This is a genomic window from Pseudomonas sp. 01L34, assembly GCF_056400265.1.
The window spans coordinates 494484-508380 of record NZ_JBFTSX010000005.1; the positions used below are offsets into that span (position 1 = coordinate 494484).

Genomic DNA, 13897 nt, shown 5'->3' on the forward strand with positions numbered 1-13897 from the left:
GCTGTACGCTCAAGGATGTTTAAGCTTTACTCTCCGCTCGCGACCACCCAGAGAGACTCAAGGTTACCCAACCCATGCTAACCGGCCTCAACCACCTGACCCTCGCCGTCACTGACCTGAACCGCAGCGTGGCGTTCTATCGCGATCTGCTGCAACTTCAGCTTTCAGCCACTTGGGACACCGGTGCCTATCTCTCGCTACCCGGTCTGTGGCTGTGCCTTTCTTTCGATCCACGGCGCGAATCCACGCCCGCCGCCGACTACACCCATTGCGCCTTCAGCCTCGAAGCTGTGGACTTCCTGCCGTTCGTCGAACGCCTGCGATCCGCCAACGTGCGGGAATGGCGGGATAACCGCAGCGAAGGTGCGTCGTTCTATTTTCTCGACCCGGACGGGCACAAGCTCGAGGCGCATGTCGGGTCTCTGGCGTCGCGGCTGGCGGCTTGTCGGCAGCGACCCTATGCGGGGATGAAGTTCTTCGACGATCAGTGAGTCGATGTTCGGCGTCCTGAGATAGAATTGCGCCCCTTCACCCGGCGTCCTCAGGAATTTCCATGACTCCATCGCTGCTAATGGCCGTTCTCGCCTCGGGCTTCATTTATGGCATTACTCCGGGGCCCGGTGTGCTGGCGGTGTTCGGCATCGGCGCGGCACGCGGACGGCGGGCCGGGGCGGGGTTTCTGTGCGGGCATTTGCTGGGCGACGTGGTCTGGTGCAGCACTGCACTGATCGCGATTGTCGGTGCGCGGGAAATCGGCAGCACTGCCTTCGATGTGCTGGGTGTGCTCAGCGGGCTTTATTTGTTCTGGCTGGGCCTGCGCGCGGTTCGCGCTCGTCGCGCCAGTGCCGAGGCGCCTCAGGGCCCGGCGCGGCAGCCATTCTGGCACGGCATCCTGTTCGGTCTGACCAACCCCAAGGCATACCCGGTGGCGGTGGCGACCTTTACTGCGCTGTTGTCCAGCCGTGCAGAGTTGCTGCATTGGTCCATGTTGCCCTGGTTGATCATCTTGAGCTTCATTGGTGGCCTTTTGGCCTACGCTATTCTCATTGGCATCGTCGGTGCGCGTCAGGTGCGCACGTTGTATCAGCGTCATGAACTGGCGATCACCCGCTTGTGCGGGGTCATGTTCATCGGTTTCGCCATCAATGCCCTGGTGCATGCGCTGCCGGGGCTGGTGACGAACAAGGCTTGAGGCTGAACGCAGGGAAGCGTCGGCTGCACAGTCATCGCTCGGGCGTATGACCGGTCAGGGAGGGTTGTTCAATGTTGCATTGTCCGGACATGCTCTCTGCATCATGGAAACCAGAAATTCCGCGCCAATGGCGAGTTACATCGATCTCTTGCTGGACGCCGTCTGTGCGGTGGACAAACAAGGTCGCTTCGTATTTGTCAGCGCGGCCTGCGAGCGCATTTTCGGTTACACCCCCGACGAGCTGATCGGCCAGTCGATGATCGACCTGGTTCACCCTGCCGACCGACAGCGTACCCTCGACGCCGCGCGCGAGATCATGGGGGGCGAACCCAAGCTCAACTTTGAAAATCGTTACCTGCGCAAGGACGGCCGGGTGGTGCACATTCTCTGGTCGGCACGTTGGTCGGAGGTCGATCAGTTGCGTATCGCCGTGGCGCGCGACATCACCGAGCGCAAACAGGCCGAGTCCCGACAAGCGGCGCTGTATGCGATCTCCGAAGCAGCCCACGCGGCGGAAGATTTGCTGGCGCTGTTCAAACGCATCCATTCGATCATCGGCGAATGGCTGCCGGCGTTGAATTTCTCCGTGGCACTGTATGACGAGCACTGCGCGCGGCTGAATTTCCCCTATCACGTCGACGACCATGAGCTGCAACCCGAGGATCCCGGGACTGTTACCGGGCGTTTGTGCGCAGAAGTGATTCGCAGTGGCTTGCCGATTCTGCTGACCCCGGATCAGGACAATCTGCCGGAAGGGTTTGCGGCATTGGTCAAGGGCCAGGACTCACCCTGCTGGCTGGGCGTGCCGTTGAGTTCGCAAAACGGCACCATCGGCGCTCTGATCGTCAAAAGCGTGCCGGGCGGCGAGCGCTACACCGAGCAAGACAAGGAGTTGCTGCAGTATGTTTGCGCTCAGGTCGCGACCGCGATCGAGCGTAAGCAATTGCACGCCCGGCTCCAGCGCATGGCCCAGTACGATCAACTGACTCAGCTGCCCAATCGCGAATTGCTGCGCGAACGCCTGAAAGCTTCGCTGGCGCTGGCCCGGGCAGACTCCGGTCGAATGGCGTTGCTCTATGTCGACCTTGACCGCTTCAAGCAAGTCAACGACACCCTCGGTCATGCGGTCGGCGACATGTTGCTGCAAGCGGTCGCCAATCGGCTCAAAGGCTGCGTGCGCGAAACCGACACGGTGGCGCGCATTGGTGGTGATGAATTTGTCGTGTTGTTGCACAACATCCACGCCGCCGAAGATGCCGAGAATGTGGCGGGGAAAATCCGCCAGGTGCTGGTTCAGCCCCTGCGTCTGGACGGGCACAACCTGACGATCCAGCCGAGCATCGGCGTCGCGCGATACCCCGAACATGGCACCGAAGAAAAGCAGCTGTTCAGGCATGCCGATGAGGCAATGTACGCCGCCAAGCGCCAGCACCATTCACGTCTCGGGGTCTGAAAATCCGTCACCGTTCGTCGCGATGCTGCCAGGTTTTCTAAACCTTTTCAGGTATGGAAATTCATATCCTATGCGGGCGTCTGCTCGCTGTGATCATCACCAAGAGGATGAGAACCATGCCTACTTCAAAAAATCCGAGCCCGGGTAGCGCCATCGATCGAACGAAGGCGTCTGAAGCCGTTCGCAAAGGTGGGAAAACTACCACGACGACTGTTGATAAAGACCCTGCCAAAGGCGGCATGGGCCGCAAAGGCGGTCAGAAAACTCCGTAATAGGTGAAGGTAGTTTTGTTTAATAGACGGGGGCGCAAGCTCCCGTTTGAATTTTCAGGAAGGAGGGCGCGACCATGAGCCGGATGGCCACCCGTTTACGCAATGCCGGTTTTGCCACGTTACTGGGCCTGTGCGCCAGCAGTGCCTTTGCCCAGTCTCCCGCCGAATTCGTCAATGAGGCGTCGGCCCAAGGCATGGCCGACATCGAAGCCAGCCGCCTGGCGCACCAGAAAACCGCATCCAAAGAGGTCAAGGATTACACCATCGTGGTGATCAACGATCGCACCACCGCCAACCAGCATCTGGCGAAAATTGCCAAGCAACTCGATTTACCGGTCGCACCACGCGAAGAGGTGGTCGACAAGGCCAAAGCCTTGATACCGGAGATTAAGGACGATACCTCTTTCGATCAGGCGTACGTCGACAGTCAGGTAAAAACCACCCAGGAAGCCATCGAGCAACTTCAACAACAAGCGCAGACCACGGACGTGCCGCAAATCAAAGCGTTCGCCGAAGAAACCCTGCCCAAGCTGCAAAACCATCTGCAAATGGCCAGGGCGCTGCAAGCCAGTCGTTAGTCAGTCTGTTGCGCGGGTGACGTCGGTCACCCGCTGCCGGGATCAATCCTGATTCGAATCCTTCTTGGTTTCCTCGACGACCGTGCCGTCCAGGGAAATCGTTTCCCCCTCGCCGAGGGTGCGATATTTCTTTCTCAACGCTTCCAGCTGTTTGAGGTCCAGGGACTCGAGCCCCAGCATCGCGTTCTGCGCGTCCTTGGTCACCCGCAATAACTCATCGATCTTCAGGTGCAAAATGTCCGTGTCACGGTTCTGGGTGTTCTGGATCAGGAACACCATCAGGAAGGTGATGATCGTGGTCGAGGTGTTGATGATCAGTTGCCAGGTATCGTTGAAATGAAAAATCGGCCCACTCAGGCCCCAAAGGACAATCAGAATGATCGCCCCCATAAATGTCCGGGGTTGGCCCGCCCATAGGGAGAGTTTCTGTGCGATTTTCGCGAATTTCATTGCCGTGCTCCTTACAGGGATGCGCCTGATTTTCAGACCGCACGGGTGTCATGAAAATTCTGCTGGAAAGTCCCACTGTCGATGAACAGCCAAGGGCTTTGAAGGGAAATTGCTGCATTTGGAATCTTTGATTGGAATCTTTCTTTGTGCCGGTTTGTGTCTAGTATCAATAGAGGTCAATTCGCCAGCACGCAAACACACGGATCGACATCAAGTAAGAGGTCACTCATGGAATTCTTTGAGAAGTTAGCAAGTCTAGCCGCCAAGGTTCGATTGCAAAGCGCTGCAATTCAGACAGAGGAGGCCACCAAGAATGCTTTCGTCATGCCCTTTATCAGTACAGTGCTGGGCTACGATGTTTTTGATCCGAGTGAGGTGACTCCGGAATTCGTTTGCGATATCGGAACGAAAAAAGGAGAAAAAATTGACTACGCGATCATGAAAGAAGGGGAGGTACAGATCCTCATCGAGTGCAAAAAAATTGGCGAGCCGCTGCACATCAATCATGCCTCCCAGCTGTTTCGCTATTTCCATGTCACCAGCGCTCGAATCTCCATCCTCACCAACGGTCAGGTCTACAAATTCTTCACCGACCTGGATGCGCCCAACAAGATGGATGAAAAACCGTTTCTTGAACTCGATCTTCTGGATATCGACGAGTACTCCGTGCCCGAATTGATCAAGCTCACCAAGTCTGCATTCGATGTGGATTCGATCATCAACGCCGCGGGTGAGTTGAAATACGTCAGTCAGATCAAGAAGGTCATTGCTTCGCAGGTCCTCAAGCCTGATGACGACTTTGTAAAAGTCTTTGCCTCTCGAGTGTATGACGGGGTCATCACCCAGAAAGTCCGTGAGCAGTTTCAAGAGCTGACGAGAAAAGCGGTCGTGCAGTTTCTCAATGATCAGATCAATGACCGACTCAAATCAGCTATGAGTGGTGCTATTCAACCTGCGCTGGCATCGGTACCGGTTCCTGCTGGCGGCAGTGATCAGACAGGTCAACGTGATGAATCAGAGGATAAAGTACTGACGACTCTGGAGGAGTTGGAGGGGTATCACATTGTCCGGGCAGTGGTTCGTTCGGTTGTGGATGCTAAACGGATAGTGCAACGCGACACGCAAAGCTACTTTGGCATTTTGCTGGATGACAACAATCGCAAACCGATTTGTCGCCTTCACTTCAATCGTTCACAAAAGTACATTGGGATTTTTGACGAAGAAAAAAACGAGACGCGGCATCCGATTGGATCGGTTGATGAGATTTACGATTATTCGGACCACTTGAAGAAGACTGTTGGCTATTACGACTAGCACTGTTGGATACGTACCATAAAAAGAACCGGCCTTTGAGGCCGGTTTTTTGTGGTGCGCCGTAGAGATATTGAATGAATCTTAGAGGCCTGACGTTTGACATGAGTGTAGTGGCAGGCTTGCCAGAACAGCCTTTCGATAGAAGGGTTAGACCTCAGGGGGGCGCACAGAGCTCTCAGCCTTAGGGACAGGTAGCCAGAGGCCAACCGACGCGCGCGGCACGGAGGAGGCTGGCCTTAACAACCAAGCGGTGAAATGGGGCAATAACGAAGATGTAGGCCCGGCCTAGACGGTTGTGGCACTGGACCACGGTTGAAAAAACGAGTTGGCGACTGCCTTCTGGCTCTGCCTCTCCAGAACATAGGATCGATATCCGGAAGTCGAGGTGTTTGTCGTCCTCTCCCAACACGATTTCAGTCTGGTTCGTGCTGTAGACCTTGAAGATTCCAATCCGATTAGCAAGTGATGCCAAATGTTTGGTTGTCTTGAGACCAAAACAGGCAACGATAGTGTCTCGGACTTTCATGAGCCATCCGATCCAGGATGGCTGGTGGGAAAGGATGAATCGAGCTAGCAAATCTGGATTGCTGGATGTGCCCGCAGGGAGCCGAATCGCAAAAGCGTCCGCTAGGTTCATTGACTTGTAAAGGTGGGTGATGCCGGACCTCGAGGGGACTGGCACGGACATAATGAGCTCAAATTCTCGGGGCATCGGGGATCTCTCCTGAGTTCTAACTACCAATTAGACGACATGCCATGTCGCGTTTCTTGTTGCGATGGTTTGTCGTATAACGCTCCTTGTCGCCCTGTAAGTGCTTGTCGGATGCTGAACCCGATCAAGGCATCATAGAGCTCTTGCTGCCCAGCTGGCAGAACAGGGAGCAACGTCGCACGGCGTTTGTCGACATCGAACCAGGATTCAACCAACCATCCCACCAGATAGAGCGCCGAAAGGCATCCGCCAGCGGTTGCAACGTTCCCCTGGCATACAAGAGGCTGGTCCATGGACTCAAGTCCCAGAGCTTGCAAGCTCGATCGTGCATCCGGGTGTGTAGTTGCTTGGCCGCTGAGCAGCCCAAGCCGTTCGAGAATGAAAGCTCCGGCGCATATTGAGCCGATTCGCTGGCGTCTGGAGTCAAGTTCAAACGACGGCAGGAAATCTGGGGCGGCAAGTGCAGCGGGTATCCCTTCCTTGCCGCTGACGAACAATACCGCGTCGGCACTATTGGCCTCGGAAAGCGGACCGTGCACCGAAACAGGCAGGCCGTGCGCCGATCTCACGATAGAGCTGGAACCCAATATTCGGATGTGCCAGTCCTCGGTGTTGCGGCCTAAGATGTCCCACATCAGGAATAGGTCGATATCAGTGAATTGGTCGAAAGCAACCAGAACGATTTTCTTCAAGGCGAGCTCCATGAAAAGTGCTGGCGTGCAAAACGCAACGGCCATCTTTGCTGGTGTTCGCAGCGTATCAATCGGTTGCGCACCATACACAGTCTGTATGGCGCTAAACATGGAGCGAAATAACGGGTGAGAAAACTAACTCGTAACCATTGGATCGCGGCTGGTTTTGAGGCCCTCGACCAAATAGGGCATATCGGCGTTTCGGCCGAGAGTCTATCGCGCCGATTGAATGTGACCCGCGGATCGTTCTATCACCATTTCCGCAATCGCGAAGACTTTGTCCGCACCTTGCTGGCCGCTTGGGAAGAAGACTACACGGAGCGCATGCTCGCTTATGCGGCGCAGGGTCGTAGCGCGGGCGAAACCTTGAAACGCTACTTGAGTATTGCCGCTGAGAAACAACCTGGGCGGGAAATTTCCATCCGAGCCTGGTCGCTGCATGATCCGTTGGTAGGCGAGTTTCAGCAGCGTGTTGACACAAGACGACTGGATTTCGCGATACGCACGTGCCGCCGCTTGGTCCATATGCCAGGCCAAGCAGAAGTGATTGCTCAGGTGGCCCATCTGTGCCTGATTGGAGGTCAACAGGCAGGGCTGCGACGTGATGCCGCTCGCTTCAACAGTTTCCTGCATCGAGCCTTTTCACTTTTCGAAGGGGCTCTTCCACCGTGGCGGGCCTAGGTCATGAGCTAAATGGGGTAACTGAATAAATAGAGTTCGCGTGCCACTGCAAATGCGCGCCACTGCTCTCCTGGGTCTAAAAACAGGACAAATGAGGTGAGGGTTGACTGGCGAATGCAATCAGGTGCGCAACTGGAATGCAGTTTCGCACCTGAAAACTATTGGAGGTTGATTGACACTCCAAAGAGACCTGACGAAATGCTGGATTAATGCAATAACGAGCGGCGTCTCGCATAGGCGAAGTAGATCACCAGGCCAATTGCCAACCACGCCCCAAATGCCAGCCAGGTTGTCTGCTTGAGGAAGGTCATCAAGGTTACGCAGAACGCGATGGCGAGCAATGGAACAATGGGCACGCCCGGGCATCTGAATGCGCGAGGGAGATCAGGTCGGGTCTTGCGCAATACGATCACTGCCACCGAGATCAGACTGAATGCGGCCAACGTACCGATGTTGATCAGCTCGGCGAGGACGTTCAGCGGAATCAGTGCCGAGATCAGCCCGAAGACTATTCCGACCATCCAGGTGGCGAAAAATGGGGTGCCGAATCGTGTATGAACCCTGGAAAGGCGCTGGGGAAGCAGTCCGTCGCGCGACATCGCGTAGATGATCCTGGTTTGACCGTAAGCCATCACCAGAATGACAGTCGTCATGCCAACGATTGCGCCTAAATCAACGAACCCGGCAACCCAGCTTTCACCGGCATGTTGCAACGCCAATGAAACCGGATGATCAACGCCAAGGAATTGGGCATAGGGCACGATGCCGGTCATGATCATTGAAACGGCAACGTATAACACCGCACAAACGGCCAAGGAACCGATAATACCGATGGGGAGATCACGCGCCGGTTTTTTCACTTCTTCGGCGGCAGAGGAAACCGCATCGAAACCAATGAAAGCAAAAAAAACCAAGGCCGAAGCACTCAAAATGCCATGGCCACCGAAGGGCGCGAATGGTTGCCAGTTAGCCGGCTGAACATGTCGCACACCAACGGCGATGAAGAGCAGCACCACGGCGATTTTGATGATTACCATCACGTTGTTTACGCGCGCGGATTCCTTGATGCCCATGGAAAGCATCCAGGTAATTGCCAGCATAATCACCAGCGCGGGTAGGTTGAACCAGGTTTCCACGCCGGGCAAAGAGCCTGGAGCTGCCGTAAGCACAACCGGAAGATTCAGCCCAAATCCGCTCAGCAGGGACTGGAAGTAACCCGACCACCCAACAGACACAGCCGAACTGGCCAGTCCGTATTCGAGCATCAGATCCCAGCCGATCATCCAGGCCACCAACTCTCCCAGCGTCGCGTAGCTGTAGGTGTAAATCGAGCCTGCTACCGGTACAGATGAGGCGAACTCGGCATAACAGAGTGCTGCAAATGCACAGGCCAACGCCGCTATCAGGAATGAAACCATGAGGGCCGGTCCCGCAGTCAATGCGCCGGTTCCGGTCAATACGAAGATGCCCGTCCCCACGATTGCACCGATACCAATCAGGACCAAATCCATCGGCCCCAGCACTTTTTTCAACCCTGCAGGCGCTCGGGCAGCAGCAATCATTGCGTCCAGGTCTTTTGTTCTGAAAATGCTCAATATTGCCTCCGTTGTTACTTATTTTTATTGTCAGAGCCAGTGGCTTGGGTGTCGGAAATGACAAGAAATTGTATTTCAGTGCCTCGAAAATTAGTTTTCGAAACGGGTCTGTATTTAGTTATTTTTCAGTCGTTAATTATCCAAAATGTGTTCTTTACGTAATTTTCTTTCTAGTATTTGTAGTTTCTAGAAATGGATGCTTGATCAAGGACCTGCGGGATGGGGCCAATCGCCCTACCGCGTACGCATTGTTAAAGGGAGAGAACACATGGCGGAAATGGATAAGGTTGATCGTTCAATTCTGGAAATTCTGCAAATGAATGGTCGCCTGACGAACGCCGAGATCGCCGCTCGTGTTTGCCTGTCAGCGCCAGCCTGCTGGAAGCGCCTGAAGCGCCTGGAAGAGGAGGTGATTGTCGGGTATCACGCGCACTTGAACCCGAAGACCATAGGGCTGGGACTTTTCGCTTTCATCAGCGTCACCCTCGATAGTCACTCCGAGCAAGCCATGGAACATTTCGAAGCGGGCGTTCTGGCGCTGCCCAACATTATTGCCTGTCACAAAGTGTCGGGGAAATACGACTACCTCCTGCAGGTAGTCGTCAAAGACATGGAGGCATTCCATGAAGTCGCCATGCATCGCATACGTACGCTCGGCAATATCAAGGAAATGTACACCGGTTTTTCGCTCAAGGAGATCAAGCACTGCAATACCTTGCCACTGTAAATGCCTGGACTTGCTTGTTTCTGTACCTACGGTGGTGTGAGAGGACGACGGCTGTGAAGCCGCCTCCTACTCGATAATCTTTATTCACGCCGACAGCGTCACCTCAGTCTTCCACCTGAAATACCCGAGCGCTTCGCAGCGCTGGTTGATCAGCATGAAGCTCAGTTCGCAAGTTGCCACGCCCGTGCTCAGTTGCGAGCACTCCCAATAATGATCATCGGCCTTGTGGCTGCCCGGCTGGTTCGGGTTGGCGGGGTCGGGCGCGGGGACGGTCTGGTCGCCGTGGACGATCAGCTTGGGCGGAGAAAGGATCCCGGTATCGTCCACCGTGATGTTGTGGAATACCACGCTGTGTTCGGCCAGCAAACTGACGGTCCTGCCGCGAATATGAAAGACTTTTCCGTTGTGGGTGGTCAGTGTAATTTTACTGTCATTTTTAACATTTTTCGTTTTTGGTGTAGCGCTGATGCCGAAGATGAAACCATCTTCAATCACAGTCGGCTTTTGCGGGTCAAGGCTGGGTTGCGCATAGCGCGAAAGCAGCGATTCGGCATCGACGACCAGCAGCACGCTATTGGCGGTCAGGGTACTCGCTGAAGGGGGGGTAATCGGTTCGGAAGTCATCATGGATTCCTTTCATGATGTTGACGCAAAACGGTAACCGCTTCGGTTTCAAGCAAGACATCCTGTTCCAGCCGAGGCGGCAACGGACTGGAGGTGACCCCTCGTTGCCAAGGGGTCGATTCCATCATCAGTTATGGATGGAAATGAACGGGTCCCACGAGCAGCAGCCGACAATCTGACAGTTGCGGTCGACGATCAGGAAGTTGAAATGGTAGGTCACGCGACCACACGCCAGGGTCTCCGAGGACCAGTAGTGGTTGGCAACTTTCTGACAGCTAGGCACCGAGGGATTGCTGGGGTTGGGTACCGCAACGCTAGCGGTAGCCGTGCGTGGCGAAGGCGGGGAGATCAGATCGTTGCCTTGGTTGCCGATGAATTTGTAGAAGATCACGGCCTGTTCGAAGCTCTGGGACAGGCTGGTTTCACGCCAGCGAATCAGATCGCCAACCTGGGCCTTGAGGTCCAGCTCGCCACCGGCCTGGCCACTGATCACGTTATCCTGGTTGGTGACCATGTAGACGTGCTTCCAGTCGATCAGCGTCGGTGAAGCAGGGTTTTTGCTGATGTTCGGGTAGTTTTTCAGAATGGTTTCAGTGTCGATGGAAACAAGTACATCCGTGACTCGAGACATAGTGAAGCTCCTTTTAACATAGTGATTGTCTGGCTACTTACCAGGCACGACAACGCTTGCTTGCCTTGTGGCCGTTGCGAACACACTACTGGGGAACCCACTCGATCACGGGGACGAGCTGGCCTTGCTCCTTGCCTTGAAATGACGGGTTGGGTTCCTTCCAACAGGCCGCGATAGGACTATAGATGCCATTTTTATACTGTCAAAACTGCTTTGCTGGTCGGTCGACGAACGGTCATTTAGGTTATGACTTCCTACGATTTGGCGATAAAAAAGGCTCATCCAGATCCTCTGTGTTTTCCGATCGTCAAGTGATCCGGGTTCAGGCAATAGACAGACAAGACCTGTTAAAAAAGCAGTGAGCCAGGCAGGAGCATGGCGGAAAAGGGGGCGTTTTTTTGCTGGTTCACTCAACTTGGCTTTCAAGCCAGAGGAGGCGGCATGTTGTTACGTTACATGGTGTTGCTGGCAGTGGTGGTTATCGCAGCGGGTTGTGTGCAGGAACGGGTCGTTCATGACCGGCGTCCGGTGCAGCGTGAATATGTTGAGGTCATCGCACCGCAGCCGCCGCCGGAACGCGTTATCGAGGTAGAGCCCGCGGGGCGACCGGGTTACCTCTGGTCCAGGGGGTACTGGCGTTGGGAAGGCGGGCGTTATGTCGCGGTTCATGGCCATTGGGTCCCAGAGCGACCGGGGTATCGTTATGTGCATCCGCACTGGGAGCAACGTAACGATGGCTGGCATTGGCGGGTGGGGGCGTGGGTTAACTGACGCGGACGATGTATCGTAGCCAACCGGTTGTCTGCCTCTGGCGACAACAATGCACCCGACAGGAGAGCGATATGAGTTGGTCCGCCAAACAATACGTAGCTTTCGAAGATGAGCGCACGCGCCCGGCGCGTGACTTGCTGGCCGCCATCCCAGCGGTGGACGTCCGTTCGGCCATCGACATCGGTTGCGGCCCCGGCAATTCGACCGAGTTGCTGGTGCAGCGTTTTCCCGATGCCGCGGTGCGTGGGTTGGACAGTTCGACCGATATGATCGAGGCCGCCCGCAAGCGTTTACCTCAGGTACGTTTCGACGTCGCTGACATTGATACCTGGAGCGACACCGGCCCGTTTGACGTGATCTTCGCCAATGCGGTGCTGCAGTGGGTGCCGGATCACGCCAGGCTGCTGCCGTCGCTGGTAAACAGGCTCACGCCCGGCGGCAGCCTGGCGATCCAGATGCCCGATAACCTCAACGAACCGTCGCACCGGTTGATGCGCGAGGTCGCAGCGAACGGACCTTGGGCTGACAAGCTGGCAAGGGCTGCCGGCCTGCGAACGGAAATGGAGGGTGCAAGCGGCTACTACTCAATGCTGCGTGGCCACTGCACTCGCGTCGATGTATGGCGCACCACTTACTATCATCCGCTCGCGGACGGCGCATCGGGCGTGGTCGAGTGGTTCAAAGGCTCCGGTTTGCGGCCTTTTCTCGAACCATTGGATGACGTGGAACGGGCGCACTATCTCAAGCAGTATCAGGCGGCAATCGAGCAGGCCTATCCGGCGCTGAGTGATGGTTCGGTGCTGCTGCCGTTTCCGCGGTTGTTCATGGTGGCAACGCGCTGACGAATCAAAGGGGACACATTCGTCCCCTTGATTGATCCGATTTTCAGGCTATCAAGTTTGCTGCAAGACCTTGAGCGCCGCCGAGGCCAGAAACCCGGAGCGACTTTTCTCTTCCGGATGGTGCAATACGTACTCATCGATGCGGTTGAGCAGATAGCCGGGCAGGGTGATGTTGAGTTTCTGCGCCTTGCCCAGGTATTTGGTGACATCGATATCCACCACGGCCCACGTGCACCCTGCGTACTGTGGATTAGCCGCATGCAGGGTCACTTTGTTGGCGGGCGGAATCGGTGATCCGTCTTCGGCCAGAATCTCGAAATGACCTTCGATGGCTTCGCGAGCCATGGCCATGGCGTCATCCAGATCTTCACCGGCGGAGAAGCAACCCGGAATATCCGGAACTTCTACGCCCCAGGCGTGTTCGTCATCACCCATGGAAATCGCGATGGGGTAAAGCATGTTCGTTATCCTCCGAGGGCGCAGTCCATCGGTTCGTCAGAGCAGCGCCTGTTGCAAAATACTAATGGCCGTTTTCTTGAGCAGGTCCTTTTTCGGGTGAGGAACCGTCACCAGTCCAGGCTTGGTCGGATGCTTGAAGTGGTGATGACTCCCCCTGATTCGTACCAGATACCAGCCGTCCGCGACGATTTGGCTTATCAAAAACCGGCTATTCACATCACCTCCCTGTGGTGTGCTTATGGTTACTATACCTACTGAAAATCACTAATCAACACTATAACCACCAACGCACCCTGGATACGGATGGAAGAGCTGCATGAAACGAGTCTAGGAGGGCATGTCGCGATGGTTTGGGTAGAACCCGTTTTCTGTATTGCAGGGTTTTACCGCGAGGCTTAAGGGGGAGGGGCGCTAAAATTTCACGTACAAAAAACCGGCCATTTCGGACCGGTTCTTGTGTTCTCGAGAATCACGCAGTAACTGCTAAAGCAACTGATCAATCAAAACCGCGTTGGTGTAGATCATGCTTCCATCGCTCGCTCGATGCCCCACCAAATGGAACTGACCGCGCCCGTGCTGCAAGTAGACGCGCATCTGGCAATCGGACAAGGGGGCATATCCCTCAGGCAAGACCAACTCCATTGTGCTCATGTCGACATCGACCATGGCTTCGGGCTCATGGTTTTTCTGCAGGCGTTCTTCAGCTTCCTCCAGACGCAGGTGGAGGGGGCCGTCGACGTAAAAATGGATCTCACCGATCGGGATGGACTTCTGGTCGGGGCTGGGCTTGCACCAGCCTTCGATCGTCAGGGCACTCATGACGAAACCTCCGTCGTGGACTGCTGGATTTTGTGGCTGTTGTTCTCAATACCATCACTTATCTGACCGCTACGCACAGGCAGGG

19 protein-coding genes are annotated in these 13897 nt (G+C 55.4%); 10 read left to right on the forward strand and 9 right to left on the reverse strand.

The features are described from left to right. Positions 1–74 precede the first annotated feature (74 nt). The 5 genes from fos (at position 75) to AC1DQM_RS17915 (ending at position 3495) form a co-directional block, all read left to right on the forward strand. Positions 75–491 carry a fosfomycin resistance glutathione transferase gene (fos, locus tag AC1DQM_RS17895; RefSeq protein ID WP_477746604.1) on the forward strand — a complete coding sequence of 139 codons (417 nt, stop codon included), beginning with the start codon at positions 75–77 and terminating at the stop codon, positions 489–491. 62 nt (positions 492–553) lie between these two features. Then, complete coding sequence (locus AC1DQM_RS17900) at positions 554–1192, forward strand: LysE family translocator (RefSeq protein WP_007935730.1); 639 nt, start codon at positions 554–556, stop codon at positions 1190–1192. A 103-nt stretch (positions 1193–1295) separates the two neighbouring features. Beyond that, the gene (locus AC1DQM_RS17905) at positions 1296–2645 is read left to right on the forward strand and encodes a sensor domain-containing protein (protein ID WP_258612591.1); all 1350 of its coding nucleotides are present in this window, start codon (positions 1296–1298) and stop codon (positions 2643–2645) included. Positions 2646–2761: 116 nt separating this feature from the next. Then, on the forward strand, positions 2762–2917 hold the full coding sequence (locus tag AC1DQM_RS17910; protein ID WP_477746605.1) for a stress protein: 156 nt from the start codon (positions 2762–2764) through the stop codon (positions 2915–2917). A gap of 74 nt (positions 2918–2991) precedes the next feature. Beyond that, positions 2992–3495 (forward strand): DUF4142 domain-containing protein, encoded by a 504-nt coding sequence (locus tag AC1DQM_RS17915; protein ID WP_086944815.1) that lies wholly within the window; start codon positions 2992–2994, stop codon positions 3493–3495. Positions 3496–3537: 42 nt separating this feature from the next. Here the strand turns inward: AC1DQM_RS17915 and AC1DQM_RS17920 are convergent, their stop codons facing one another. Beyond that, positions 3538–3945 carry a low affinity iron permease family protein gene (locus AC1DQM_RS17920; RefSeq protein WP_086944816.1) on the reverse strand — a complete coding sequence of 136 codons (408 nt, stop codon included), beginning with the start codon at positions 3943–3945 and terminating at the stop codon, positions 3538–3540. Positions 3946–4173: 228 nt separating this feature from the next. Here AC1DQM_RS17920 and AC1DQM_RS17925 point away from each other — a divergent pair, with 228 nt between their 5' ends. Next, entirely contained in the window at positions 4174–5259 is a 1086-nt protein-coding gene (locus AC1DQM_RS17925) for a type I restriction endonuclease (RefSeq protein WP_204124961.1), read from the forward strand. 181 nt (positions 5260–5440) lie between these two features. Here AC1DQM_RS17925 and AC1DQM_RS17930 read toward each other — a convergent pair whose 3' ends face one another. Then, the gene (locus tag AC1DQM_RS17930; RefSeq protein WP_477743380.1) at positions 5441–5971 is read right to left on the reverse strand and encodes a DUF2867 domain-containing protein; all 531 of its coding nucleotides are present in this window, start codon (positions 5969–5971) and stop codon (positions 5441–5443) included. A gap of 23 nt (positions 5972–5994) precedes the next feature. After that, positions 5995–6663: a DJ-1/PfpI family protein gene (locus tag AC1DQM_RS17935; protein ID WP_477743381.1), complete on the reverse strand. Its 669-nt coding sequence runs from the start codon at positions 6661–6663 to the stop codon at positions 5995–5997. Positions 6664–6789: 126 nt separating this feature from the next. On the opposite strand from AC1DQM_RS17935, the gene AC1DQM_RS17940 reads away from it, so the two are divergent. Continuing rightward, positions 6790–7344, forward strand: coding sequence for a TetR/AcrR family transcriptional regulator (locus AC1DQM_RS17940; protein WP_086944818.1), 555 nt, complete (start codon positions 6790–6792; stop codon positions 7342–7344). A gap of 206 nt (positions 7345–7550) precedes the next feature. Here AC1DQM_RS17940 and AC1DQM_RS17945 read toward each other — a convergent pair whose 3' ends face one another. Beyond that, positions 7551–8939, reverse strand: coding sequence for an amino acid permease (locus tag AC1DQM_RS17945; RefSeq protein WP_086944819.1), 1389 nt, complete (start codon positions 8937–8939; stop codon positions 7551–7553). 268 nt (positions 8940–9207) lie between these two features. Here AC1DQM_RS17945 and AC1DQM_RS17950 point away from each other — a divergent pair, with 268 nt between their 5' ends. Next, on the forward strand, positions 9208–9666 hold the full coding sequence (locus AC1DQM_RS17950; RefSeq protein WP_018926819.1) for an Lrp/AsnC family transcriptional regulator: 459 nt from the start codon (positions 9208–9210) through the stop codon (positions 9664–9666). 84 nt (positions 9667–9750) lie between these two features. Here AC1DQM_RS17950 and AC1DQM_RS17955 read toward each other — a convergent pair whose 3' ends face one another. Together AC1DQM_RS17955 and AC1DQM_RS17960 are read right to left on the reverse strand one after the other, a co-directional pair. Continuing rightward, positions 9751–10290, reverse strand: coding sequence for an AidA/PixA family protein (locus AC1DQM_RS17955; protein WP_086944820.1), 540 nt, complete (start codon positions 10288–10290; stop codon positions 9751–9753). 127 nt (positions 10291–10417) lie between these two features. Next, positions 10418–10921, reverse strand: a complete 504-nt coding sequence (locus AC1DQM_RS17960) for an inclusion body family protein (protein ID WP_086944821.1) — start codon at positions 10919–10921, stop codon at positions 10418–10420. A gap of 441 nt (positions 10922–11362) precedes the next feature. Between AC1DQM_RS17960 and AC1DQM_RS17965 the strand changes: the two genes are divergently transcribed. Continuing rightward, positions 11363–11692 carry a YXWGXW repeat-containing protein gene (locus tag AC1DQM_RS17965; RefSeq protein WP_477746606.1) on the forward strand — a complete coding sequence of 110 codons (330 nt, stop codon included), beginning with the start codon at positions 11363–11365 and terminating at the stop codon, positions 11690–11692. A gap of 71 nt (positions 11693–11763) precedes the next feature. Continuing rightward, positions 11764–12534: a trans-aconitate 2-methyltransferase gene (gene tam, locus AC1DQM_RS17970; protein ID WP_086944822.1), complete on the forward strand. Its 771-nt coding sequence runs from the start codon at positions 11764–11766 to the stop codon at positions 12532–12534. Between the two features lie 51 nt (positions 12535–12585). Here tam and AC1DQM_RS17975 read toward each other — a convergent pair whose 3' ends face one another. From AC1DQM_RS17975 to AC1DQM_RS17985, 3 genes are all read right to left on the reverse strand, one after another. Next, positions 12586–12993, reverse strand: coding sequence for a type II toxin-antitoxin system HicB family antitoxin (locus tag AC1DQM_RS17975; RefSeq protein ID WP_477746607.1), 408 nt, complete (start codon positions 12991–12993; stop codon positions 12586–12588). Between the two features lie 36 nt (positions 12994–13029). Then, entirely contained in the window at positions 13030–13209 is a 180-nt protein-coding gene (locus tag AC1DQM_RS17980) for a type II toxin-antitoxin system HicA family toxin (RefSeq protein WP_007984690.1), read from the reverse strand. Positions 13210–13476: 267 nt separating this feature from the next. Beyond that, positions 13477–13812, reverse strand: a complete 336-nt coding sequence (locus AC1DQM_RS17985; RefSeq protein WP_477746608.1) for a hypothetical protein — start codon at positions 13810–13812, stop codon at positions 13477–13479. Positions 13813–13897: the final 85 nt, after the last annotated feature.

Coding starts and splice junctions, on each gene's coding strand:
- fos (WP_477746604.1), top strand. CDS start 75: ATGCTAACCGGCCTCAACCACCTGACCCTCGCCGTCACTGACCTGAAC.
- AC1DQM_RS17900 (WP_007935730.1), top strand. CDS start 554: ATGACTCCATCGCTGCTAATGGCCGTTCTCGCCTCGGGCTTCATTTAT.
- AC1DQM_RS17905 (WP_258612591.1), top strand. CDS start 1,296: ATGGAAACCAGAAATTCCGCGCCAATGGCGAGTTACATCGATCTCTTG.
- AC1DQM_RS17910 (WP_477746605.1), top strand. CDS start 2,762: ATGCCTACTTCAAAAAATCCGAGCCCGGGTAGCGCCATCGATCGAACG.
- AC1DQM_RS17915 (WP_086944815.1), top strand. CDS start 2,992: ATGAGCCGGATGGCCACCCGTTTACGCAATGCCGGTTTTGCCACGTTA.
- AC1DQM_RS17920 (WP_086944816.1), bottom strand. CDS start 3,945: ATGAAATTCGCGAAAATCGCACAGAAACTCTCCCTATGGGCGGGCCAA.
- AC1DQM_RS17925 (WP_204124961.1), top strand. CDS start 4,174: ATGGAATTCTTTGAGAAGTTAGCAAGTCTAGCCGCCAAGGTTCGATTG.
- AC1DQM_RS17930 (WP_477743380.1), bottom strand. CDS start 5,971: ATGCCCCGAGAATTTGAGCTCATTATGTCCGTGCCAGTCCCCTCGAGG.
- AC1DQM_RS17950 (WP_018926819.1), top strand. CDS start 9,208: ATGGCGGAAATGGATAAGGTTGATCGTTCAATTCTGGAAATTCTGCAA.
- AC1DQM_RS17955 (WP_086944820.1), bottom strand. CDS start 10,290: ATGACTTCCGAACCGATTACCCCCCCTTCAGCGAGTACCCTGACCGCC.
- AC1DQM_RS17960 (WP_086944821.1), bottom strand. CDS start 10,921: ATGTCTCGAGTCACGGATGTACTTGTTTCCATCGACACTGAAACCATT.
- AC1DQM_RS17965 (WP_477746606.1), top strand. CDS start 11,363: ATGTTGTTACGTTACATGGTGTTGCTGGCAGTGGTGGTTATCGCAGCG.
- tam (WP_086944822.1), top strand. CDS start 11,764: ATGAGTTGGTCCGCCAAACAATACGTAGCTTTCGAAGATGAGCGCACG.
- AC1DQM_RS17975 (WP_477746607.1), bottom strand. CDS start 12,993: ATGCTTTACCCCATCGCGATTTCCATGGGTGATGACGAACACGCCTGG.
- AC1DQM_RS17985 (WP_477746608.1), bottom strand. CDS start 13,812: ATGAGTGCCCTGACGATCGAAGGCTGGTGCAAGCCCAGCCCCGACCAG.